Genomic DNA, 22670 nt, shown 5'->3' with positions numbered 1-22670 from the left:
ACGGTGATCGCTAATTGACAGCTCGTTCAATATCTACTGAAACACGGTTGATCGTGTATGCGTCAACATCGAGTCCAATCGCTTTATCTGGATTGAATAGTGCAAAGTTCATTCCGTCACTGACAGAGCTTCTATATATTACTCCATCGTATCCGCACTTCTTGATAAATTCGCACAGATATTGACTCGGAACATAATCGATTGCCGCTCCCTGAGGAACGACAGGGCGCGTGAGTTCTTGCCCAAGCCTTTCAAGGAAACCGAGATCGAGCCGCATAGTGCCGATTTGATTTTCGTCTTCCAATTCGAAGGGCGAAATCAGCTTCCTCGGATGCCTCAAATCAATCGCTTTGATTGGTGCGTTAACCTGAAATCTTGCGACGCACGCCGTTTCGCCGGTGTGTGGGCGAACTTCCGACGCCGCGGTTTGAGGAGTTGAGCCGAGATACAGATATGGAATTCCCGCGGGATTTGCGCGCCCGTGTGACACAAGCCTTTTAGGTGGAGCACCCATTTCGCTGATCACGAACGCCGTATCTCCTGTCTGGATGCGTGCGCGATACCAAGTCTCGGGAAGTCCTCTCGCTTCCAAATAGGGTAGCAATTGTGCGACCCGCGCGGCATGAATTGGAGTTTCAGGAAAATAGCGGTTCTTATACATCAATTCGTCGCGCAGGGCCTCCCACCGTTCTATCTCGTCACTGATGTAGGCCGATGATGGCGCAAATGGCTTCCTAACAATCTCGCCGTTATCGAGGATTTCCGCCAATAGGTCTTTTGCGTGAGCTGTGTCATGCGCCGGCTGGTGAATAGCTGCCAATCAGACTTCATCCATTCAACGAGAAGTTTTCCGCTCTCCGATGGTTCGTATACGTTGATGAGTAATTCGAACCATTCGCGCAGTTTGTTCGGCGTAATTATCGCAACATCTTCCGCACCACAATAATCGCATTTGCCGCGATCAGGGTTCAAAGAGGGAATGATGTTCTCTCGCAAGCCTCGATCATCGAAGCATTCTGGGCAGCAGAACAGAGGCATGGCACTTTAACCGAGAAAATCAGCGAGTGTCTCAATGTGGTGGTTCATTGAGAGCTTTTTAACGTAACCAAGCCCTGGGAAGTGTCCCTTCCTATGCAATTCTCGGAACTCTCTAATTGCATCTGTTTCAAGGATGTTCGATTCACCCCTATTCAGCATACGCATCAGTTTCGCCAGCGCCTCGGCGAATTTGCCGGCGGGGTCAGTAGGGGTGTCCTGGCTGTCGGAAACAAAGTGATAAATGAACATCGCATCGTCTTTATCGGAGTCGATGAAAGTGATGTGAATCGCAACGGCATAAGCCGGCCCGCCTGTTTCCGAATAATCGTCTCCGACAATCAAAAAATCTCCAAAGCCCGTCATTCCTTCTTCTTCGAAGGTGACGTTCAAATCGGAAAAGGGTTCGACCGTCGGATGCTCGCGATTCTTACGTCGTTCGAATCCATCGTGAAGCAGAATGCGTTCTTCGCTTTGGAAATGCTTCCGGTAGAGTTTGCCGCAGTTTTTATCGAAAAACACATTTCGAATGGTGTTAGTTCTCGAACTAAGCGCATCCGCCAATAGTTTCGGCTGATTGAACCCTGCATGAATAAGAGAGATGCTGCGCCCTCGATGGCGGTGATACAAACTTACAACGTCTTCAATCGTCGTGTCGTGTTTCAACAGGATTCCGGGTTCAATCAGGTGCCTGTCGCCATACGAACCTTCGAGCATCGTTGAGATAATCTCACCGTTTTCACGATGGTCGCCGTGATAAGGGTTGACTATTACAACGACCTTTCCGTTCGCCTCGCAAACGGCTTTCAAAGTTCTTTCGAGCCCGCCAAGGGCTTCTTTCACAGGCTCTACAATCGGAACAAAGCCCGACTGGGCCATCAAGCGCGCTTTTTCGCGGATGGTGATGAGTTCGTATTGTTTTCCGCGAAAGTAGGGATGATACGTCAAGAGGCTAATTCCACGCCATCGCTAGACGGAGTGGAGTATGCACGGCGTCGATGATTCGTCCATGGTCTACACGGCGCACCTGGATCGAAAGCGCGGCGGGTTGAAGCGACGATGGCAATTGCTCGACGAGCGCGCCGAGGGTCGAGAGATTGCGCGACCGCTTTAAGGTTTTGACCATCGCCAAATGGACTGGTTCGGGGTCCAACTGTTCGAAGCGGTTGCGCAATTCGCGATGCAAAAGCGTATTTGGAACATCGGGGATCTCGACCTTCAATTCCTTCAATATCTCACATGCCTCGCTCGAACGAAGCGACTCCAAAATACTCAACGGGCTGACCTGATCCGGCCTATGTGCTGCTTCGCGAATCCTGTGGATGGATAGTTTGCGATTGAGACACATCACGCCAACGTCTGTTGGCGTTTCGTTCAAAACATCGTCGACATGCGCTTCACCGGCAATCACGTAGATTTTCGCGAAGACTTTCCGATAGTTGGAAATTTGACTGGCAAGCCGCGCAAGAGTGTCGCGTTCCGATTTTATCTCGTAAACCGTGGCCGTGCCGTTCAGAATGACGACGTCGGCCTTTGATGCGCCCGCCCTGAACTCCGTCAGCATCGATGCAGAACTGAGTGAGTGCGTTCCCAACAGGACATTATGTGTGAGTGCAGCACGATAAACGTATTCGTTGCGCGAACCGGATTTTCGAAGAACGGCGAACGCCACGTCGAATGCTCGACCAACGGTCGTGTCTTTGTCGCAAGCGTCCGCAACGCCCGCCTGATTTAACAGGCGAGCGAACAACGGGGATCGCCCACTCTTGGCCATCTCTCGAAAAACACTCGAGGAAAAAAGCCGAGAAAGGGCAGATAGCTGTGACGTTTTCAGCGACATCCGGTTCTCGACGCCACCGGCCGCGTTTGACCGAGGCTGGACATATTGTAGGCCCGAATCACAGGGCGTGGAAATATCAGTCGAGGCCATGTCCTAACAATTCCATTTGATTGGACGCGCCAAACCGCCGGCCCACAGAAGTGAAAACCGGCATCTCACCGGGCGCGGCAGCCGGCTGTCTCTGGTGCGCCAGTGGACCTTCCCGACGTCGAGACCCGACTGCCTCTAAGCGCTGCGCGAGGCCGACGGATCGGGGGATCGGGGGAAGTTCGCGGACCGAATGCCGCTGGTCTGCAGCGGCCGAACTTGGAATGCAGAGCCCGTGAGGGCGAGCGTGTCCGGCCAGGTCGCCTCAGTCTTCTGCGCTCCAATGCTGCCGGTCGAACGCCGCTCTTTCCGCCACGCCCGCGAGCGTCGCCGCCCATGGCCCGAGGTCGCGAAATAGCTCCGCTTGAGGGCCGAGCGAGCGCCCGGGCGACCTAATGCAACGGCGGGTGGATGGCGCCCGTTAGGCGACGATCTGGTGGGGCAATTGGTGGGGAGCGCCACAGAACTATTGGCGATCTTGTTTGGATACAGACGCTTATTATGGTATTATGGTGCCAGGAGAGGACTAGTATATCACCGGCATCGTATTGATTCTAAATTGTTAAATATCGACACAAAACTCGGAGGCCAACACTGAGGCCAACAAATCATGCGGGTGCATTTTGCCGGGCACTCGATTCAAAACATGCAGGGTTTTGAGTGCGCCCGCGCCGAGGCATCATCCGCCCTTCACCTCCCAGGCCGGGGCCAGCTCTCATTTTCGTCGAGGTCGCCTGCCGGCTCATATTTTCCGCAGATGTTATTAATTTTGTCTCTCACGGTAGTAGGCTTGCCTACAGTGTAGGCATGCGGTCCCGTCAAATCGCAGAGGCGCTCTACGTCGTTGATTTTCTCCCAGTTGGCAAATGCGAAGTAGAGAACGACGAAGAATAAGACCCAGGCGGCAGTGTTATCTTGAAAGGATTTATAGAAACGATCCTCTAGGCTCACGATTCCCCCCAACTGCTATCTCGACACGGCTCAGCGTTTGAGGTCACGTCCGCGCGGGACTTCGGGCGAGAGTAGATTATCGCGCCCATGACGTCGACGCCCCTGCACCGATATCATCGGCTCATGTGCGGACGGTTCACACAGGCCTACACCTGGGCGGAGGTCGAACGCTTCCTGAGCGTGATCGGCCCGGCACGCAATCTGCGGCCGCGCTACAACATCGCGCCGACGACGCAGATTGACGTCCTCCGGACGGGCGACGCTGGCCGAGAGCTCGTCCCCATGCGCTGGGGCCTCGTCCCCTCATGGTGGAAAAGGCCCCTCAAAGAGCTGCCGGCGACGTTCAACGCTCGCGCTGAGACGGTCGCCGAAAAGCCCATGTTCCGCTCGGCGTTCAGCGCCCGCCGCTGCATCATTCCGGCGTCGGGCTTCTATGAATGGACGGGCGCGCCGGGCGCGAAGACGCCGCACTACTTCTCGGCGCCCGACGGCCGACCGTTGGCGTTCGCCGGGCTATGGGAGCGCTGGCGCGACCCGGAGACGCAAGAGCCCGTCGACTCGGCGACGATCATCGTGGGGCCGGCCAACGCCTGGATGAGCGCCTATCACTATCGCATGCCGGTCACTCTCGATTGGAGCGACGCCGGCGCCTGGTTAGCCGGCGAGCGGCCCGGCGACCTGTTGTGCTCTCCACCCGAGGACGCGCTTCAGGAATGGGTCGTCTCGCCGCGGGTGAACCGATCAGGCGTCGGCGACGATGATCCGAGGCTTATTGAGCGTTCGTTACCATGAGACTGGTCGAAAAGAACACTTCCGGAACCTGACAATTCTGATGCCCCGGCGCGAACTTATTGCACGGCATGCACAGACGCTGAACAAACACGCAACTTATTGGAATTATTTTGTGATGGCGGACATTTGCGCGTCGCGCTTTGCCCTCTTCATACCGCTCGCCCCGCCATCCGACCGCGCGCGGAGATTCGCGAGGTCCTTGTTTGTTGCCTCAGCCGTCGCGGAAACGAACGACAAATTGTCGCTCGTTTTTCTCGCAGTCGAGGCGTTTGATCCGGGACCATAAATGTTCCCGGCGCGCCGAGTGATGGCTCATCGTCCGCGCCGTCCTCGCGATCCTGCTCCTCTTCGATATCCGGATCGCCGTCGATTTCGTCGAGCAGGAGCAGGAGACTCTCGAGCGCGTCCTCGATCAGCGTCCGCATGGCGGGTCGAAACTCGACGAAGACGCGCGGCGCCGGGCGGGCGCGGTTGTCATTCGCGATCGTCATGGCGCGCTCCTGTTCATGGCTGATTTGCGCGCCCGCCGGCGACAACCATCGCGCAGGCGTAAGACGTCCAGTCGTCCCGGTCTTCGCCCCGGAATATTTCGGCGTAAATTTTGTGGCCGCCGTTCAGAACATTGCCCTTGACCGCCACCGGCACGCCTGGGAACAGGTCACGAAAGGCGCTTTCCATGCCGGCCATGTGATACTTCAGCCGCGCCGCCGCATCGTCATGCGTAACGATGGTCTGCGCCGGGACAATGAGCTTGTGCGTCGCGAATGCAGCGACCGGGGCCATGACGAGGTTCTTGAGGAAACCGCGGCGCGCGGGGCGTTGCTCGCTTCCTTCTTCCAAGAGCAATAAGGGACGGTCGCTCATATTCCCCTCCTTCAGGCAAACCTTGCGGGCGCGCGCCGAAACGGGATGCTTCGGCGTCAAAAGCGCAGGGCAGGATTTCAGTGGTTCAGGCGGTGGGGAGTATCAGGATTCAAACGAGAAAGGCTTGCAGAACGGCGCGATACTGCCGCTCGGTGAGTTCGGCGCCCTTTAGATGCGCAACCAGATATTCCGCCTTCACTCGCGCATCGGCGAGCGCCCCCACGGGGCATCTGCAAACAGCATCCATCGCATCGGCTTCTGCCTCATCTAGGCGCTTCCATTCGGCGTAGATGGCCCCGTAGTCGGGATCGTTCGGTTGGGTCCTTCCCCAAGTCCCGGAGATGTTTTCGAAAGCCGCATAAACCTGCTTATGGCGGTCAATAGCCGCGACAAGCGAGGCGACTTCCTGAGACGCGGCCGCACTCAGCGCGCCAAAGACGGCGCCGGCGGAGCCAGCGGCGAGGAAGAGGCGGCGGGAAGGCGTGGTCATCGACGGGTTCTCCTGGTTGTGGATTAGACGAAATTGGCGACGCGACGGCCGGCGGCGCGTGCGCGGGTGAAGGACGAGGCGACGCGGTTCGCGGCATCGGCGATTGCCGCTTCGCGGGCGTTGGCGCCGAAGAAGACACGGGCCGATCCGAATTGACGGAAAGCCGGGCGGGCAGCCGGGATCGGGGCGCAGACAGGCGCGGGCGACGGCAGATCGGCGAGACAGGAGCCCACGGGGCGGCCGATGTTCTGCGCAAAGCGCGCCGCGTCCTCGCGAGCAATCCGCCATTCGCGGCACAGCGCCTTTGCGAAGACCGCCCGATACGCGCCTTTGCCGGCGGCCATAGCCTTGCGCGCGGCGCGGTGAGCGGCGGTCATCATGGCGGAGAGGTTGCAAGGGGTGGGCATGTGAGCCTCGCTTGTTTATCGCTCTATATTGTGCATAATATTCAACAGTGAATATAATCTCAAGCGAGATATTCAACATTGAGCGAAAAATCAATATCAGCCGAGCAATGCCGAATGGCGCGCGCCGGCTTGGGCATGAGGGCGGACGAGTTAGCGGACGCTGCAAAGGTCTCTCGGGTTACCCTTTCCGACTTCGAAGCTGGAAAGCGCTCCCCTCATCCGAGGACATTGGCGGCAATTCGAATCGCGCTTGAGGCCGCTGGCGTCGAGTTCATCGCCGAGAACGGCGGCGGCGCGGGCGTGAGGCTGCGCAGGGCGGGAGCCGAGTGAGCGCGGCGCTTGGGATGGGATAGAAAAAAGCCCGCTGTTTCCAGCGGGCTCAGATCACTGACAAACCCCCGTCATTTTTGGCGGGGGTTTTTGTTTTGGTTGGGGAGGGGGCGAAGTGGCGGATTTTTCGAGGAGTGAATGGGCCCTCGGGCGTCACGCAAGCCTCGGATCGGCCCTGTTGGCCATGAGCAGGGCGATCTTCTTCATATTCTGCGCGGCGGCGGCGAGCAGGCATTGCCATCGCACGCGCAAGAGACCCCGGAATCTCGCGTAGCGGTGGCCGAAGAGCTGCTTGGCGTCGGCGAAGGAGCGCTCCACCGTTTCCTTGCGCCGCTTGTAGATAAACCTGCCCTCGATGGTGAGCCGATGGGCGTCGACCCGTTCGCGCGCGTCCTGCCAGACGTGGCGGGTGAGGGTGCGCTCGGCCTTGGCGTTGCCGGTGCAAGAGCCCAGCAGCGGGCAGGCGCGGCACGCGGCCGGGTCGGATTTGTAATGCCGGTAGCCCGTGCGATCCGTCGTCGCATAAGCGAGCGCCTGGCCCTGCGGACAGCGATAGACGTCGGCCTCGGGGTCGTATCGAAAGGCGCTTTTGCGCATCATGCCGGGCTTGGGCGGCGTCGGATTGCGATAGCCCGTCACGCCGTAAAGCCCACGATCCTCCAGCCCTTTGGCGATCCCCGCCGTGGCGTAGCCGGCGTCCAGCCCCACCGCGCGCACATTCAGCTCGAAGCGGTCCCGCTGCCGGTCGAGCCGCGCGAGATAGACGATGCTGTCATGCACATTGGCCGGCGTCGCGAAGCTGTCGGTGATGATCCCATGCCGCCCGTCCACCGTGCGGTGGTCGAGATAAAAGAAGCCCTTCGGCTTGCCATCGCGCGCCATATAGCCGCTCTCGGGATCCGTGCGGGACACTTTGGTCTCGACAACGGCGGGCTGGCGCTCCTTCTCCGGCAAGGGCTTCTTGCCGTGCGCGGCGCGGTCTTCGTCGATCGCGGCGTCGAGCGCCGCCCAATAGTCGGCGCGCGACTTCTCGACCACGGCTTTGTCGAACTTGTTCTTGTTGGCGCTCGCCTTCAGATGCGTCGAGTCCGTGTAAAGGACCTTTCCCGACACGAAGCCGTGCGCGATCGCCTGCTCGACAATGCGGTCGAAGATGTCCTGCGCGACGCTCTCGTCCTGATAACGCCGGCGGCGGTTCTGGCTCAGCGTCGAGGCGTCGAAGACCGGATCGGTCAGCTTCAGCCGCAGAAACCAGCGATAGGCGACATTGACCTCGATCTCGCGCACGAGCTGGCGCTCCGAGCGCACGCCGAACAGATAACCGATGAACAGCGCCTTGAACATCAAGGTCGGATCGAGCGGCGGCCGCCCATTGTCCGGGCAATAAAGCCCCGCGACCCGCTCGTGGATGAACGAGAAATCGACCGCCGCCTCGATTTTCCGAAGCAGGTGGTCGGCGGGGACAAGCTGGTCGAGCGTCACCATCTCGATCGCCGTCTGCTCAGGGCCGGGTTTGCGAAGCATGACCCAGTGAATCAAAAACCCCCAGCTTGCGCCAGGGGTTTGTCAGCAGTCTGAGCCCGCTGTTTCCAGCGGGCTGCCAATTCTCCTAAAAAGCTACCCGTGAAGGCGATTTTCACCAACTCCTACAAGATTATAGCCATCCGCGTGCCTGTCTATTTGGGGAAAACCCGGATTGACGTGGGCTCCGTCGCGACCTTCGTGGCGGATCCACTTAAGGCGAAGCTGTCCCGCGCTCGCCGCTTCCTTCCTTCGTGCACTGGGCCCACGCAACGCGGGGCCTAAGCGCCCGCAGACCCCGCCTTCGTCTCCGGGTGGAATTCCTCGTATATGGCCTTCCGCCGGAAGATGGCCGGGGCAAGAAAGATGGTTAGTAAAGGGTAATTCGTAGATCGATAAAATTTGAATCAAACCCGCAGCGTGCAGGTTATCCGCTCCCCGTATAGTTGCATCAAATTCGATGTGAACGGGGCAGAAAAATGAGCCGGATGCTGCTTGTTCTCTAGTGGAACGAAATCGTGCAAATGTTCGCGGCCGCTTTCCTTGCAGCTGACTTGAAGGCCTGCGGTGGGGAATGAGCGCAAGGGCGTATCCACCGCCGTGCGCCCCTCTGTTCACCCCTAAGAAGCTCGACAAGATTTTCTCGGTGTCCAAGCCCGGCGCGCCGTGATCGCGTCGGCGGGTCATCCCTTGCTGATTGATGATAAAGCTGCCGAGGAGTTTGTCGCGGCCGGCCCCTTGGCTGATTGGGAAAGCTCTACTCCTCCGCCTGCGGAACCTTCTTTTTCCGTTCGGCCAATTCCTTTAGCGCGAAGTCGATCGCTTCGTTCGCGGAGCGCCTTAGCTCGGCTTTTTCCGAGGTCGTCAGCGTCTCGGAGCCTGATGAGATAGGATTGTCCTTGGTTTTTCGCGCGCCGCGCGGAGGGCCCGACGCTGGATCGTAGTGACAATCTGACCGGCGACGGGTCATCTTGCGGCCTCCGTGAGTTGCGGGACGCGCTCCGGCAAGACCTCGCCGCGCGGCCACCACAAGCCTTGGTTTGTCTCACGCCTGACCTTGCGCTCCATGGCGCGCATCTTCGCATGCGCTTTGGGGTCGGCGAGATATTGCAGCTGATCGAGGATGACGCGGTTATAGGCGGCCCGGAGCGCCCAATGGGTCGAGAGGAGCGGCGTATTGTTCCGCAGCATCCGGATCGCGGCGCCCTCCGCCTCTTCGTCGAGCGAATGCTCGCGCTCGGTCCCGGTCGCAACGTCGATCAGCGCGCCGCCGGCGGCATGCGCGGCGTGGAAGATGTCCTCCGCTTCGGTGACCGTCGGTCCGGCCAGCGTCGACAGCAGGTCATGGCCATAGGCCGAGCGATCCGAATGGATAAAGTCGCCGTAGATTCCCAGCGCCCCCGAGACGAGCATGGCGTGCTCCCATGTCGCCCGGCCCTGCTCGGTCGCCGGGTCCATGGGCAGCGCGTCCTTTCCGTTCGCAAGGTTCTTGGCTTGCAGGGTGAGCATGCCGCCGAGCGTCAGCGCGATAAACGACGCCGCCGCATAGGCCGCCGCGCTGTTCGGATTGGTCGCGAGCTCGCGCGCCATCAGGTCCTTTTGCGTGAGCATGAAAGTCGCGAGGAAGCCGGCCTTGAACATCATCGCCGAGCGCGCGACCTCGCCGACGGCCGTCCCCGCCTTCATGCCGGCGTCCCTGCCGCCGAGGACCGACGCGCGCACCCGCCAATTGCTCGACGGGACCGCCGCCTCGATGTTCATGGTCAGAGCTTCGAGATATTTGCGGGCGACGGCCTGCGCGGCCAGCGGCGCTTCGTCCGGATCGACGCCGAGAATCCGCGCGACCGCTTCCGGCTTTTCCGCTCCCGCTTCGGCGATCTCCCGTGCGCGCAGGAAGGGGGCGCCGGTCGCCGGCTCATGCAGGCGGGCGAGGCGCATCACCTCCCAATCGCGCGCCGTCACCCCATAGCCCTCGAGGCTCTGCCGCAGATGCGGCTCGAGCGCGTCGAAGGCCTTGTCGAGATGATTGGCGTATTCCGCCATCGCCGCCCCGGCGTAGGCCCGCTTGTGGGTCATGACCGCCGCCTCCAGCCCGGAATAATGGGTGGTGATCTGCGGCGCCCAGGCGGAGACTTCCCGCAGCTTGCGGTTGGCGATCTCCTCGCGCGCGCCCTGCTCCATCAAATGAAGGGCGTCCTCGCCGACGACGCCGGCCTGCAGCATTTCCCTGGCCGTGCCGATGTTGCGGAAGAGGTCGAGTCCCGTGCGCAGATGCGGGAGGCCATGCAGATAGCGCACCATCGTCATGATAACGGGGTTGCCGAACGCGTGGGTGAGGACCGCGGAACCGATCTTGGCGCCATAGGCTTCGTTGCGGAGAATCGCCCCCACATCGCCGATGAAGCTTTCGGGAACGGCGGAAGGGCGCGCCAGTTCGAGGAGGCCGTCCAACTGCCGGGAGACGGTCGCCGCGCGGTTGAAGAGCTTCCCCTTCTCCAGAAGCGTCGGCTCGCCGAGTTTCGCCCGCGCCTCCTCCTGAGCCAGGACGCTCTTCATGCGCTCGACCTGATGTGATGGATTCGGGCCAAGACGCTCGAGAAGCGCAATGTCGCGGGCCATGCCGTCGATATGTGACATCATGGCCTTATAGACGCTGCCCGAGCCATAGGCGTCGCTATATTCGCGCCACGCCTGCGCGTCCCTGAACTGCAGAAAGCGCGGATCGGCGCGCAAATCCGCCAAGGCGCGCGCGTGCGCTGAAACGCCGGGGTCATTGTCGAGAAGGCCGCCGGTGACGATCTTGCGGCCGATCTCGCGCAATACGGCGGAGCGATCCGCCTCCGCCACGACAAGGCCGCTGATCGGGTCTTTCATCGCTTCCCAGTCCAGGCGGGGAGCGATGAAACGAACCCAAGCCTCGACGCCGCCCGCCTTCGGATTGGCGATCGCGGCCGCATTGTGGTCCTGCGGAAGCCGCCAGTTCCGGCGGTATTTGATCTCGCCGCCGGCCTCGTTGAAGCGAATGCGCAGCTTGTCGCTGAGCTTGTCGAAAGCCTCGAAGAAAGCCTTGGCCTCAGGCGAGGCTTGCTCGCCGAACGCCGCATCGACGATCTCGCTCATCAGGGGGCGGTTGAAGCGCCGCATGGTGAGCGCCGAGCGGCGGAAGGCGTGCAGCATGTCGGCGAGCTCCGTCCGGGCCTCGGCGAGAATGCTGCTGTAAACGCCGCGGACGGATGGCGCGCCGAAGTCCCCGAACTGCTCGAAGACGCGGGCGAAGGCGTCGCCAATATCGGCGCGCACCAAAGCGTTGGAGAGGGTCGCGGCGGCCGCGCCGCGCTTTTCCAGCGCATCGGCGCGCCGCAACATGAACCGCTGCGCATCCTTGATGATTTGGTCGTATTTCTGGGCGGAGAGAAGCGCTTTGAGGCGCTGGCGCTCGTAACGCTCGGTCGCGTCGTTGGCGAGCATGTCGCGGGCGGATCGCCCACCGGTGCGCCCGGCGCGCTCCGCGTCCGCGAACTCGCGATAACGGCCCACCAGGTCGTCATGCTCCTCGCGGGAGATTTCGCCGCGGGAAAGAGACGAGGCTAGGCACTCTTCGATGGACGGCATCATAGACCCCCTTCAATCGGGCATTCGGACACGATGCGCGCAAAGAGGCCCTCGCGCGGCTCATGGGCGACAAGTTCGTCACGGGCGGCGGCGACGCTCGCCCATTTTGGATCATCAACGGGTTTCGATTCGACGAGCGCCTTTTCGAGATTGGCGATGCGCCGCGTTGTTTCCGTCTCTTTTTCGGGAGCCTCGAGGCGGCGGCGCGGCTCTATCTCAGCCGCGCCCTGCGCATCCGCTCCGAACAAGAGTTTCTGCACGACAGGCGTCGCCTGCCGGTCCATGGCGTCGGAGACGAATTGCGCCGCCTCTAGCCGGCTGGTCGGGTGCAGTTCCGCCACATCCTTCAGGATGGCGGCTTGGTCGGCGGAAGCGACAACCCGCGCCGCGACCTCCGAGGCTATGACGGGATGAACGTCGCCGCGGCGAACCATCTCAAACGCTTCGTCGCCGAGCGACGCAATGCGGCCGGCTTCTACGAGATGCGGGTCGCGGGATCCGGCCGCGGCTTCGATCGCCGCTTCAGGCGCCTGCCGCAGCGCTTCGACCGCCTGCATGGGCGTCTCTGCGTCTTTGACCGCTTCGAGCGCCGCCGCCGGCTCGCGAAATGGGTTGACGATCTCCGGCAGTGGCTCGGCGCTGTCCTCGGCTCGCCGCATCGCCGCGTCATAGGCAAGGTCGGCTGCTTGCGGGTGCACGCCCTCGGGCAGAGGCTGCGCGCGCGCAGCGTCATCAAGCCGCGCCGCCTCGACCGCCGCGTGTATCTCCGGCGCTTCCTCTCTTGGGATGGACTCGGCGATCTGGCGCGCGGCGGCCTCGTCGCCTGCGAGAGCTTCGCGCGCGAGGCGCGGCGAGACATATTTCGCCCAGCCGATCTTTCCGGCCTCCATGCCCGCGCCGGGGATCAGGCCGAAGAGCGCGTTCAAGCCAATCTCGTGGGCGGCGGGCAACAGGCCGGCCTCCTGCCCGCGCTCGGCGCGCCAGCTCTGCACGTTCGGCTGCGACGCCGCTGCAATCCCGGCGTTGACCACCGCCTGCCGCACGCCTTCAACGGCGATGCGGCCGAGCGTCGATTTCGCCGCCATGATCTCCGGGCCGCCGACGAACAGCGCCGCCGCCTGCACCGGGTCGCGGAACGAGCCGACCATGGCGCCGAGAAACGCCGTGGTCGCTGGCAGCAATCCCGTCGTCGCGGAATTGAGCGCCGCGGCGCGCGAAGACGTCTTGTTGGCGAGTTCGATCGCGTCGCGCGAGATCGGGCGGCCCGCGCCGATGATGTCCGCCCTCTCGGGGAATTTCCGGGCGAGCTCCGCGAGATGATCCTGGAACGCCTGCATCTGCAGTTCGTTGATGCGCGGCATGTCGTCTGCGGTCAGATGCCGATAGGGCGACGGCGCCGCGTCCGTCTGCGGGTCGAGCGGAGACGAGCGGAAGCGGGGATTCTCGTTGGCGTAGGCGGCCATGGCTTCCTCCATGAAGCCGCCCTGATATGGATTCGGAACATCCTGGCCGGTGGCGTCCTTAATCGATTTCAGCCGCGCCGCCGTAGCGTCGACCATGGCGTTGCGCCTGCCGAAGCTGATCGCGTCATATTCCTGCGCCTCGCGGTTCGCCTGGAAAATGTCGCCGAGCGGCGCCGGGGCCTGCGCCGTCGTCAGCGTCGGCGGCTCGTCTGGCGTCTCGAATTGCAAAGTCATTGCACCACTCCTGCGAGCTGCGGCCGATAGGCGGCGGGGACGCGCGCGCGGAGCGCGCCTTCAAGGGCGTTCAGGTCGAGCAGGAACTTCCCGCCGTCCCGCGCCATGACCCAGCGCGGGTCTGATCCATGCGGATCGCCCATGGCGACCCAGTAGGCCCCATGTCCCGCCGCAACGAGATTGCCCTTGCGAAGCGCGTCCATGGGAACAGGCGTTCTCATATCGCCATAGACGGGCGGCGCGGCCGCGAAATCCTCGTCCCTGAGCGCGCCGACGAGATCGGAGAATCTGTCCGCGCGCACGCCGACCGGCAAGGGCACTTGCTGGCCGGATGCCCACAGACTCGGCTTGTATTTGCCGACGCCGCCATATTGCACGGCGTTCTCGAAGGACGCCCCCGCCGCTTCTTGGTAAGCCTTCGCCACATCAGCCGGCGGCATGTCCTTCGGATCAACGCCGCTGCGCAGCGCGCGCACCTCGATCAGCTTTTGCGCCGCGGAGCGGGCGCTGTCCGCAAAGCCCGGCATGGCTTGAAACGCGGTCTGATAGCTGGCGCGGGCGTTCTCCTGGACGACTCCCTCGGGGAGCTTCGGGATTTGCCTGGCGCCTTCCTTGTCGGAGACGAGACGCTGGAACGTCGCCAGATCGGACAGCGTCGTCTGGTCGGCGCCGAGCAACTGCAAACGGCCCATCTGCGCAAATTGCGGCGCCGCCCCGCCGACTTCATTGAAGAAAGCCGGCGCCTTGGGCCCGAGCTTTTCAATCACGGTCGAGGCCAACGCCTGCATTTGCGGCCCGCCGACGGCGGCGATTTCCTGAAACGCCGCCGCCTCGTCGGGGCGCAGATATTTGAGCGGGACGCCATAGAACTGAGCGACGCGCTCCGCCTGGCCGACGCGGATCACCAGGGCGTCGCCAAACTGCTGCGGATTGCGGGCATCGAGCGGACGCATGCCGGTGACCACGCCGTCACGCGCCGCGCGGCCCATCTGATCCTTTGACAAATCACTTGCCAGGCGATGCAGATAATTCTGCCCGGCTTCGAGGATCTGGAATTCCTTATGCGACGCGCCGCCGGCTCGCGCCGCCGTCTCCTGCCGCTCGATCGTCGCGGCGATCTCCTGCGGGGTCTGGCCCTTGAACACACGAAATTTGTCGCGGATTTGCGCCGCCGTGTCGAACTGCTCGCGCAACTCCAGCGTGCCATGCGCCGAGACAGCGGACGCCATCGCGTTCCACGCCGGCTCTGGGACGTCGTAACCAGCGACGATCTGCCGCTGCGCGTCGGAGATCTTGGACGAGAGGCCGGTGTTCAGCTCGGCATATTCGTTGAAGCGCTGATTGAGCAGGTGCACGGCCTTTCGCTCGATCTCGAAGGGCAGCTGCTGGTCGACGATGTCTTGCACCGCCGCCGCTTTCATCGAGTCGACGGACTGCGCGACCATTGCCGGCCGATCGACAGGCGCCGGCGCCTGCCCGAGCGTCCCTGAGAGACTCGCCGGCATCTGTCGCATTGGGGCCGCCGCAACCGCCTGCTGGCCGCCGACGCCAAACCCGCCCAGCACATTGTTGGCTTCCAATAGGCGCCGTTTGGCGTTCACGCCGTTATTGTGGGTGGCGAGCGCGGAGATTGCCGTCGAAATCGCCGACTGGTCGCCGGTCCGGACCGCGGCGGCGACGCTATCGGGCAGGTGACCGTAATTATAGGCAGTCGACGTCAGAGAGGCTTGCGCCTGCGGCGACAGCCGCGCCCAGGCGTCCGGCCCGATCTTCGTTTGAATGTCGCGCTGGGTTGCGCCGATGCGGCGTTGCAGATCGCGCTCGGCGTCCTCGCGCGTCACGGTCGTGAACGGCGTGACCGTCTCGACGCGGCCGTCAGCGTGGGTGATCGTATCGGACCCATAGCCGACGCGCCAATGGTTCACGTCCCAATAGGGCTGAGATTTGAAGCTCTCGAAGTGACGCAGCATCGCCGCCGCGTCGCCCCCGCCGGCGGGGATTTGCGCCTGCTGGCGCATCTTGTCGAACGTAGCCGCCGCCCGCCCGATCGCTTCCTGTTCTTCGGCGCGGACGCGGACATGGTCATATAACGGCTGAAATTCGAGCCCTGCCGTTTCGCGGTTCGCTTCGAGCAGCTTCTTCGCGCCGAGCGGGTCGGTCGCGGAAATCGTCAGCACGCGGGCCTTGAGCGCATCCTGCCTGGCGCTGCTGACCGCCTGGTCGATATTCTCGTCAGTCCCACCGTCGAGCTGAGCCTGCTTGACCCGCGCGCGGATGAGGTTGTCGGTCGCGAGCGCCACCGCCCCCTCGTCCATGGGCGCGCGGCTGATGGCGTTCAGATTGGCGTCTGACGTCGCCTTGTTGACCGATGCATAATATACGCTCGCCTCGCGGTTGGCGTGGGCGGCTATGCGCTCGGAGAGCATCGCCCGGGAGCGCTGCGCCGAGACGTCGAAATGGCGCTTCGCCTCCTCGGACGGCAAGCCGTCGCGGATCGACGAATATAGGGTGCCGAGCTTCTCCTCGGCGTCTTTGCGCGCATTGAGCGCGGCCGCGCCTTTGAGGCCGAAGTATCCAAGATCGGGGGTGGGCTTCCCGTCGGGGCCAGCGATCGTAGTGTTCGGATCGCCATAGCCGATCTTATCCGCCGCTTGCGTGAACTGCCTGCTGCCATCGTCGCCAGCGACTTGGTTGAAGATTCTGGATGTGTCGAGAACCTGCGCCCCGGCATGTTCCAGCGCGCGGCCAAATCCTTCCTCCGCCTGTCCGATCGAGGCGCCGAAGGTTTCGGCGTTCGTCGGGACATGCGCCTTCGCGTCGGGCAGGCCAGCCGGGTTGACCGATGGAAAAGCCTGGTAGTCGAGCCTGTGCGTCGCCATTTTCTTTCCAGTCTGAGATCAGGATTTAAGGGGGTGACGGTTGGCGGTCATCCGAGACGGCGTCACTTGGCCTCGTCCGGTTCGCCTTCGGGCGCGTCGCCCTCTTCGGCGATCGTCTCGCGCTCCGGGGCAGCGGTCATTCCGTAGTGAGTGTGGGAGGCTCCGAGATCGGGCCTCTCGGCGAGCGCGCCGCCCATCATCCCGCCGCGGCGCGCTGGCATGTTCGCCATTGGCGCGGGCGCAACCCGAACTGGTCCTACCGAGCCGACGCGCGTCACGAGCGGCTCGACAACGACCGGCGTCGACTCCACTCTGCGAACGCGAACCGGCTGCGAGGCTGCGGCAGCTGCTGCATCGTTGATCGCACGGCGGAGTTCGGCGGCGGGGTCTCGTGAAATTGCCATGGTTCATCCTTTCGTCTTTGGGGGCAGTGGGAGAGATTCGAGAAAGCTTCGCGCAGTGCGCAGAACCGTCTTCGACTGGCGGCGCTCCGCGATTGCTTCGCAGGTGAAATGGCCGTGACGCCAATTACCGTTCCGCTCACCTCTTGGCGCTCCGGCGCAACCCCCGTGCATTCGACAGCGGCCGTTCGCCATCGCCGGCGATTGGCAGAGCGTCCCTGCGCGGGTCCGAGCCGCGCAACGCGGACTGCGTTGCATTGGCAAGTGCATGGGATTGTCTTCCATTTTTGATTGAGCCCCCCCTTCCGACGGATTGACGACCCCGACGACAGCCTGGCCACCGGAATGAACGTGGACATGCTCGACAGTGACTTTTTGCTCACCCCCGCGCCGCATCCTCGACAAGGCCTCGATTTGCGCCGCGAAGGTGCGCATCAGTTTTGTGGCGAGAGTCCCATATTCCTGCAGCTGCGCAGAGTGCTCGGCGTGCTTTGCCTTGGCGAGCATTTCCATCGCCACTTCGTGCGTCGAGACGATCTGGATACCGAGCATCGCTTCGATTTCGTCGCGCGGTCGCATTCCGTCGATAACGGCGATTGCGGCGTTCAACTTGTGCTCCGTTGGCAGTCGTTCTCCCTTCGCCCGCAGAGTTGCGCACAGCAAGCTAATTGCCTGACTCATGAATTCGGTCGACTCGGTGCCGAAGGCGTCGAGCAGGCGATACGCGAATCCCCCGTCATCGTCATGAGGCGGATCGAACATCGCGCCATTCGGGCGATTGAAGTGCATGCGCACCCTCGGCTTCCGCGCGCCGACGCTTTTGATCGCTTCGGCGATTGCGTCGGCCTCGGCCAGATCGGGCGCGGGCAGGGATTGATCTGCTGCAGGCTGCGCGCACTCAACCGTGCTTTTTGGCTTGTCGCGATGTTGAACCTTTGATTTAGCCATTGCGGGCCCCCTTCATCATGCCGGCGACGGCAATCAGCGCCGCCTCGGCGCGGCCATCGTCTTTTACGCGCGCGAAGATCTGGGCTTTGCCGGGCCAGCGGCGGATGGCCGCCGACCTTGCCGCGTCCTTTGCCCCTTCCCGGCCCGCAGGAATGCCTACGGCGCGCTTCCATGTGGCGGGCGCTACATGGGTGGCGCTAACGCCGCAAGCGCCAAGTACGCCCTCCACAACGCCGCGAGAGCGACCGAAGGCGAATGCGCCGACAGCGCCCTCTCCGGGACGGGCGCCAACCATCTCGACGAAAGCGTGCGACGCGTGCCAGCGATAGATCAGCTCGGCGAGGAGCGGCGCGTTGACGGCCGGGCGACCCTTCGGGCCGTCATTGAGGACCGGCATGTCCGCGATCTCGAGAAGATCGCCTGCAGGCGAAATGAGCGCCAGCGCGCCGCGAACGCCAATGTCGATTCCGATGATGTTTTTCATGCTGCACCTTCGATCAAATCCAGGACCGCGCCGGCGACGCCCACGGGCTGGCCGTTCGCCTCGCGGGTGAGAGCGGCGCGGATTTCCGCGATGGGCGCGCCGTGCTGCAGGGCGAGCGACAGAGCGACGGCCACATCCTTCGCGTCGCAATCGAGCGGCGTGGCGCCCTTCGATTGGCAATCGATGAAGACCTCGCCGAGGTCGCCATCCTCGAAGCGGGAGAAGGTCACCGCGTAGGGCGCGCCACGAAACTCGAAGCCGATCGTCTCGCTGGCGCGGCGGTTGGGAAGACGGCGGCGGATCATGGGCGGCCTCTAGTGAGGCATGACGCACATGACGCACATGACGCTCTTTGCATAAGAGTCCCTATAATGCGCGCGCGCGTGTAGGTCCCTAGGAAGAGAAATGCGACATGGTGCGTCATGCGTCATGCCCTCTCGCCGGCACATATGCGCGGCCATGACAGTCACGAATCGACGTCCATCCGAGTCTTTGGAGAACCGCGGCAATCCGTCTTTGGTCAGCGGTTCCAATGCGTTCGGCCTTCATGTCGAGACCTTCGCGAGCGATCTCAGTGACGCTCGCACGGCTTCTTCCCCGGATGTAGGCGCCCACGATCTCTTCCCACGCGTCGTTCTCGAAGCGCGCTTCCTGCTCTTTTGTGATGTGCTGCCTCTCGAAGTTCCCGTCCGGCCACCATGTCGCGCCGGCGCGGTATGAGGCCGTCGCCTCGGCGAATAATTGATCCCGATCGCGAGCGAGCGCATCTGTATCGATTGCGCCGACCTTTACCGGCCAATAGCGTCGACCGCCGGTTTCGTCGCGGAGATAGGTGGATTTGTTCGTCGTGCCGATAAAGACGCACTGGCGCGGCTCAACGACGTCCTTGCGTCCGTATGCGGGACGATAGCGCTCGACGGGGCGGGTCAGAAACGCTTTGAGCGCTGCATCTTCGGCGCGGCTGAGCGACGCCATCTCGGCTATCTCGACAAGCCATTTGCCCCGGAGGTGCTGCGCGACGTCTTTCCCGGCGGTGACGTCCGGCAAATTGTCGCTGAACCATTCGCCCCCGAGTATCGCGCATGCGGTCGACTTGCGGGCGCCCTGCGGCCCCTCCAAGATCAGCATGTAGTCGCTCTTGCACCCAGGTTCGAAGACGCGTGCGACGAGCGCGACCATGAACATCTTCCCGATGCCGGCCGCGTAAGGGGTCTGATCGACGCCAAGGTAACGCGACAACCACGTTACAAGCCGCGCCTGGTCATCCCATTGCAGAGCGCTCAAGTATTGCTTGACGGGATGGAAGGCGTTTTCCTGCGCGCGAAGATCAATGGCCCCGTGCACAGTTTCCTTCGAGATACGAGTCAGCCCTTCGCGCTGAAGCCATTCCTGCAATTGGGTCGCGTCCGTATCCGTGACCGGACGCGGCAATTGGTCGTCTGTCTGCGGATCCCCAACATGCGGGAGCGGCGAGAGAAGAATCGGCGCGCGTTGCATTTCGTCGTAGGCGAAGGCGCGCGCCAAGGTCGAAATATTGCGGATGCCGAGCATCGCGTTGGCGAGATTTGGGATTGGCGCACCACGGTGATCGGTCTGAGCGCCGGCAAGCCAATCCGGGAGCGCTGCGCGATGCGGCGAGCGTTTCTTGCGCGGCGCGAGGACTTGCATATTTTGTGGAATTTCGGGACGGGCATTCATGCCGCGCCGCCTTGCTCGAGGCGGTCCCAGAGCCGCGCCAAGAGTTTTACATCGGCCACCAACATACCGAGTTGCTCGCGGGCGAGTCCGAAGTCTTCGGCTCCGATCGCGACCATTGCCGCGAGCGAAGCGCGATTGACATCGTACGCCGCTTCGAAAATCTCGCCCACAAGCGCCTCGCGCTCCATCGGCGTGCGCGGCTTGATATTGCGCGGCGGGATCTTGTGACGAGTCGCGTGATATTCCGCCGTAGCGGCGGCAATCGCCTCCTTGGAAACGTGAGGCGCAATGTCTTGTTTATTGACGAGGTTTGCTGTATTTGAAACGCGAGAGCCGCCAAGCATCTCAATTTCACGACGCCCGTGCCCTGCTTCAACCGCAGGGGCGGGCGTCTCCGCTTTCTGGGAGCGCATCGGTCACGCGGCCTCGTCCGAGAGGCCTTCGGCCACAATGCGGCGGATCTCATCGTCAGGGACGCGGGTAGCGCGCTTGCCCAAGCGAACGGCGCGGATGCGCCCGCGGCGGATATGTTCCCAGATGGTGCTCTCAGCCAGCCCAAGGATGTCGCCGACCTCGGCGATGGGGATGAGGCGAGGGATGCGATGATCGCTGGACGGCGGGGTGGTCTTTGTCATTAGCTGGTTCCCTAATGAGGTCCAGCTTCATATTGATGCGTCCACGGCTTCCGTCACAGGACAAAATAAGGCTTATTTCGAATCTATGTCCGAAGCTTTCTTTCTGGGAGGTGCCTTAATTCCTATCCTTGCGAGTGCCCTGTTAAATTTCTTTTGGCCACTTAGCTGGTCAGTGTAGCCGTCGCATAGAACCTTGCGCGCTGCGTTAAGCCTATCGATAAGATCCGATCCGTATATCCCGTTTGCGGGCGCATCTTTTACGAATTCTGAGAATGCTCGCTCTCCAATTGCGTCCTGGATGGTGCCGCCGAATACGACGCGCTCTGGAGGCGTGAGTCTCGTGTTGCCATCGTCTGTCGATTGCCTGTCTTTACGGCCAAGTGAACGCGCGCTCAGTTGGGCCTTCGGTGCATTTAAAACCTTAGAAAAAAAGAGAATTGCATCTTGTCTTGAAGACAATTTTCTAATCGCGTCGACAATATCTGGCGTCAGAAATTGTATCGACCTACCGCTTTCGGAATACAGTTCGGTAATGAGGTCACGAAAATCATCTTGCTTTGTAATCTTACGCTTCTTCGACATGTTGCTTATCCCTCAACCGTGCGAGTTAGGAATATGACTTCGCCGCCGCTCCGCAGCGCATCAAGTTTTCCCGCCCACCATTCCATCATCTTGACCCGCTCGTCCCAATGCTCGCCCCGCGCATATGCGCGCCGCACTGCGTTCTTTTCGACGTGCGCGAGTTGCGCCTCGATGGCGTCCGAATTCCACTTCCCGCTTTCGTTCAGCATCGTCGAGGCGGCGGCGCGAAAGCCATGGCTCGTCATTTCGTCTTTGGAGAAATCGAGCCGCCGCAGCGCCGCGTTCAGCGTGTTCTCTGAAATTGGACGCTCCCTCGAGCGCTCGGAGGGGAACAGGTAACGACCGTGACCGGTCAGCGGTCGCAGTTCTTCGAGGAGGGCCACCGCCTGCTGTGCGAGCGGAACGCGATGCGGCCGGCGCATTTTCATCTTCCCTGCGGGAATCTCCCAGACGCGCCTTTGCAGATCGAACTCGCTCCATTCCGCGTGCCTGAGCTCCCCAGGCCGGACGAAGGTGAGTGCGAGAAGTTGCAGAGCAATGCGCGTTGAGACGGTGCTGTAACCATCGATCGCTCGCAAAAGGGCGCCGAATGGAGCTGGCGCCAAAATGGCGGCGCGATGGACAGGCTTTGGCCGAACGAGCGCGCCGCGTAAGGCGATGGTGGGATCGTTCTCACATCGGCCTGTCGCTATCGCGTAGCGAAAAACCTCGCCAACCCTGCCTCGAATCCTGACTGCCGTCTCGTGCTTGCCGGCCATCTCGACGGGGCGGATCGCCGCGAGCACTTCGGCCGCGCTGATTTCTCCGATCGGACGCTTCCCGAGCGTCGGGGCAACGTGGGCGAGGAGCCACTCGAATTTCTCAAGCGTGACCTTTGCAAGTCCCTCCCGGCGCTTCTTGTCGAGAAGCTCCGCCGCAATCGCCCGAAAGGTGTTGGCCTCGGCGGCCGCCTTGTTGGCTTTGTCCAGACGCTTCTGCTGGCCGGGATCCTGCGAGAGCGCGAGAAGCCGCTTGGCATCCTCTCTGGCCGAGCGCGCCTCTTTCAACCCAATCGCCGGATACTGCCCGATGGTCAGCTTCTTCTGCTTGCCGGCAAAGCGATAGGCGAAGTTCCAGGATTTCACACCCGACGGGAGAACCCATAGTTGAAGGCCTCCCCCATCGGAGAGCTTCAAAACCTTTGACCGTGGCTTCGCGGCGCGGATAGCTGCGTCTGAAAGAGGCATGTTGGCCTCGCGGGGCTTCCCGGGCCAACGGCTGATGGCTTTTCAAGCAGGTCAATGCCGCCGCGCCGGTCCAAGGCCAACAGTAGAGCCAACAACCGGAGGCGATGTCAACGGACCACCCCGGACTATCCCGGAACCAGTCCCTCAGTTATGCAAGGGATTTTGAGGGTCTCTCGAAGGACGCCGGAGCG

22 protein-coding genes are annotated in these 22670 nt (G+C 62.1%); 2 read left to right on the top strand and 20 right to left on the bottom strand.

Going from position 1 to position 22670, the window contains the following annotated elements; all coding sequences use genetic code 11:
- Nucleotides 1-10: 10 nt before the first annotated feature.
- The 3 genes from ACNHKD_RS04330 to ACNHKD_RS04320 all read right to left on the bottom strand — a co-directional run bounded on the left by ACNHKD_RS04330 (nucleotide 11) and on the right by ACNHKD_RS04320 (nucleotide 2875).
- Nucleotides 11-820, bottom strand: a complete 810-nt coding sequence (locus tag ACNHKD_RS04330) for an RES family NAD+ phosphorylase (RefSeq protein ID WP_442755888.1) — start codon at nucleotides 818-820, stop codon at nucleotides 11-13.
- 224 nt (nucleotides 821-1044) lie between these two features.
- Nucleotides 1045-1983, bottom strand: a complete 939-nt coding sequence (locus tag ACNHKD_RS04325) for a sce7725 family protein (protein ID WP_442755887.1) — start codon at nucleotides 1981-1983, stop codon at nucleotides 1045-1047.
- Between the two features lie 4 nt (nucleotides 1984-1987).
- Nucleotides 1988-2875 carry a sce7726 family protein gene (locus ACNHKD_RS04320; RefSeq protein WP_442755886.1) on the bottom strand — a complete coding sequence of 296 codons (888 nt, stop codon included), beginning with the start codon at nucleotides 2873-2875 and terminating at the stop codon, nucleotides 1988-1990.
- Nucleotides 2876-4000: 1125 nt separating this feature from the next.
- On the opposite strand from ACNHKD_RS04320, the gene ACNHKD_RS04315 reads away from it, so the two are divergent.
- On the top strand, nucleotides 4001-4705 hold the full coding sequence (locus ACNHKD_RS04315) for an SOS response-associated peptidase (protein ID WP_442755885.1): 705 nt from the start codon (nucleotides 4001-4003) through the stop codon (nucleotides 4703-4705).
- A 149-nt stretch (nucleotides 4706-4854) separates the two neighbouring features.
- On the opposite strand, the gene ACNHKD_RS04310 is transcribed toward ACNHKD_RS04315, so the two are convergent.
- The 4 genes from ACNHKD_RS04310 to ACNHKD_RS04295 all read right to left on the bottom strand — a co-directional run bounded on the left by ACNHKD_RS04310 (nucleotide 4855) and on the right by ACNHKD_RS04295 (nucleotide 6466).
- Nucleotides 4855-5130 carry a hypothetical protein gene (locus ACNHKD_RS04310; RefSeq protein ID WP_442755884.1) on the bottom strand — a complete coding sequence of 92 codons (276 nt, stop codon included), beginning with the start codon at nucleotides 5128-5130 and terminating at the stop codon, nucleotides 4855-4857.
- 79 nt (nucleotides 5131-5209) lie between these two features.
- Nucleotides 5210-5569: a hypothetical protein gene (locus ACNHKD_RS04305; protein ID WP_442755883.1), complete on the bottom strand. Its 360-nt coding sequence runs from the start codon at nucleotides 5567-5569 to the stop codon at nucleotides 5210-5212.
- Nucleotides 5570-5678: 109 nt separating this feature from the next.
- Nucleotides 5679-6059: a hypothetical protein gene (locus ACNHKD_RS04300; protein ID WP_442755882.1), complete on the bottom strand. Its 381-nt coding sequence runs from the start codon at nucleotides 6057-6059 to the stop codon at nucleotides 5679-5681.
- Between the two features lie 23 nt (nucleotides 6060-6082).
- Entirely contained in the window at nucleotides 6083-6466 is a 384-nt protein-coding gene (locus ACNHKD_RS04295) for a hypothetical protein (RefSeq protein WP_442755881.1), read from the bottom strand.
- Nucleotides 6467-6580: 114 nt separating this feature from the next.
- Between ACNHKD_RS04295 and ACNHKD_RS04290 the strand changes: the two genes are divergently transcribed.
- Entirely contained in the window at nucleotides 6581-6796 is a 216-nt protein-coding gene (locus ACNHKD_RS04290) for a helix-turn-helix domain-containing protein (protein ID WP_442755880.1), read from the top strand.
- A 153-nt stretch (nucleotides 6797-6949) separates the two neighbouring features.
- Here the strand turns inward: ACNHKD_RS04290 and ACNHKD_RS04285 are convergent, their stop codons facing one another.
- From ACNHKD_RS04285 to ACNHKD_RS04225, 13 genes are all read right to left on the bottom strand, one after another.
- A complete protein-coding gene (locus tag ACNHKD_RS04285; protein WP_442755807.1) occupies nucleotides 6950-8320 on the bottom strand; it encodes an IS1182 family transposase in 1371 nt (456 codons plus the stop codon).
- A 963-nt stretch (nucleotides 8321-9283) separates the two neighbouring features.
- Nucleotides 9284-11932 carry a hypothetical protein gene (locus tag ACNHKD_RS04280; RefSeq protein WP_442755879.1) on the bottom strand — a complete coding sequence of 883 codons (2649 nt, stop codon included), beginning with the start codon at nucleotides 11930-11932 and terminating at the stop codon, nucleotides 9284-9286.
- Nucleotides 11929-13626: a hypothetical protein gene (locus ACNHKD_RS04275; protein WP_442755878.1), complete on the bottom strand. Its 1698-nt coding sequence runs from the start codon at nucleotides 13624-13626 to the stop codon at nucleotides 11929-11931. The genes ACNHKD_RS04280 and ACNHKD_RS04275 overlap by 4 nt, the downstream gene beginning before the upstream one ends.
- Nucleotides 13623-16505, bottom strand: a complete 2883-nt coding sequence (locus ACNHKD_RS04270; RefSeq protein ID WP_442755877.1) for a glycoside hydrolase family protein — start codon at nucleotides 16503-16505, stop codon at nucleotides 13623-13625. The genes ACNHKD_RS04275 and ACNHKD_RS04270 overlap by 4 nt, the downstream gene beginning before the upstream one ends.
- A 62-nt stretch (nucleotides 16506-16567) precedes the next feature.
- Nucleotides 16568-16909: a hypothetical protein gene (locus ACNHKD_RS04265; protein ID WP_442755876.1), complete on the bottom strand. Its 342-nt coding sequence runs from the start codon at nucleotides 16907-16909 to the stop codon at nucleotides 16568-16570.
- A gap of 3 nt (nucleotides 16910-16912) precedes the next feature.
- Entirely contained in the window at nucleotides 16913-17854 is a 942-nt protein-coding gene (locus ACNHKD_RS04260) for an HGGxSTG domain-containing protein (protein ID WP_442755875.1), read from the bottom strand.
- Nucleotides 17847-18338 carry a hypothetical protein gene (locus ACNHKD_RS04255; RefSeq protein WP_442755874.1) on the bottom strand — a complete coding sequence of 164 codons (492 nt, stop codon included), beginning with the start codon at nucleotides 18336-18338 and terminating at the stop codon, nucleotides 17847-17849. Before ACNHKD_RS04255 ends, ACNHKD_RS04260 begins: the two co-directional genes overlap by 8 nt.
- The gene (locus ACNHKD_RS04250; protein WP_442755873.1) at nucleotides 18335-18643 is read right to left on the bottom strand and encodes a TSCPD domain-containing protein; all 309 of its coding nucleotides are present in this window, start codon (nucleotides 18641-18643) and stop codon (nucleotides 18335-18337) included. The genes ACNHKD_RS04255 and ACNHKD_RS04250 overlap by 4 nt, the downstream gene beginning before the upstream one ends.
- Nucleotides 18644-18758: 115 nt before the next feature.
- Nucleotides 18759-20036: a VapE domain-containing protein gene (locus ACNHKD_RS04245; RefSeq protein WP_442755872.1), complete on the bottom strand. Its 1278-nt coding sequence runs from the start codon at nucleotides 20034-20036 to the stop codon at nucleotides 18759-18761.
- Nucleotides 20033-20224: a hypothetical protein gene (locus ACNHKD_RS04240; RefSeq protein WP_442755871.1), complete on the bottom strand. Its 192-nt coding sequence runs from the start codon at nucleotides 20222-20224 to the stop codon at nucleotides 20033-20035. Before ACNHKD_RS04240 ends, ACNHKD_RS04245 begins: the two co-directional genes overlap by 4 nt.
- Before the next feature lie 228 nt (nucleotides 20225-20452).
- A complete protein-coding gene (locus ACNHKD_RS04235; protein WP_442755870.1) occupies nucleotides 20453-20671 on the bottom strand; it encodes a helix-turn-helix transcriptional regulator in 219 nt (72 codons plus the stop codon).
- Between the two features lie 72 nt (nucleotides 20672-20743).
- Nucleotides 20744-21253: a hypothetical protein gene (locus tag ACNHKD_RS04230; RefSeq protein ID WP_442755869.1), complete on the bottom strand. Its 510-nt coding sequence runs from the start codon at nucleotides 21251-21253 to the stop codon at nucleotides 20744-20746.
- Nucleotides 21254-21258: 5 nt separating this feature from the next.
- A complete protein-coding gene (locus tag ACNHKD_RS04225; RefSeq protein ID WP_442755868.1) occupies nucleotides 21259-22479 on the bottom strand; it encodes a tyrosine-type recombinase/integrase in 1221 nt (406 codons plus the stop codon).
- Nucleotides 22480-22670: the final 191 nt, after the last annotated feature.

It is taken from the genome of Methylocystis sp. JAN1 (assembly GCF_052186135.1).
GTDB lineage: Bacteria > Pseudomonadota > Alphaproteobacteria > Rhizobiales > Beijerinckiaceae > Methylocystis.
The sequence above is the reverse complement of the archived record's forward strand: the minus strand, read 5'-3'. Positions and strand labels throughout refer to the sequence as shown.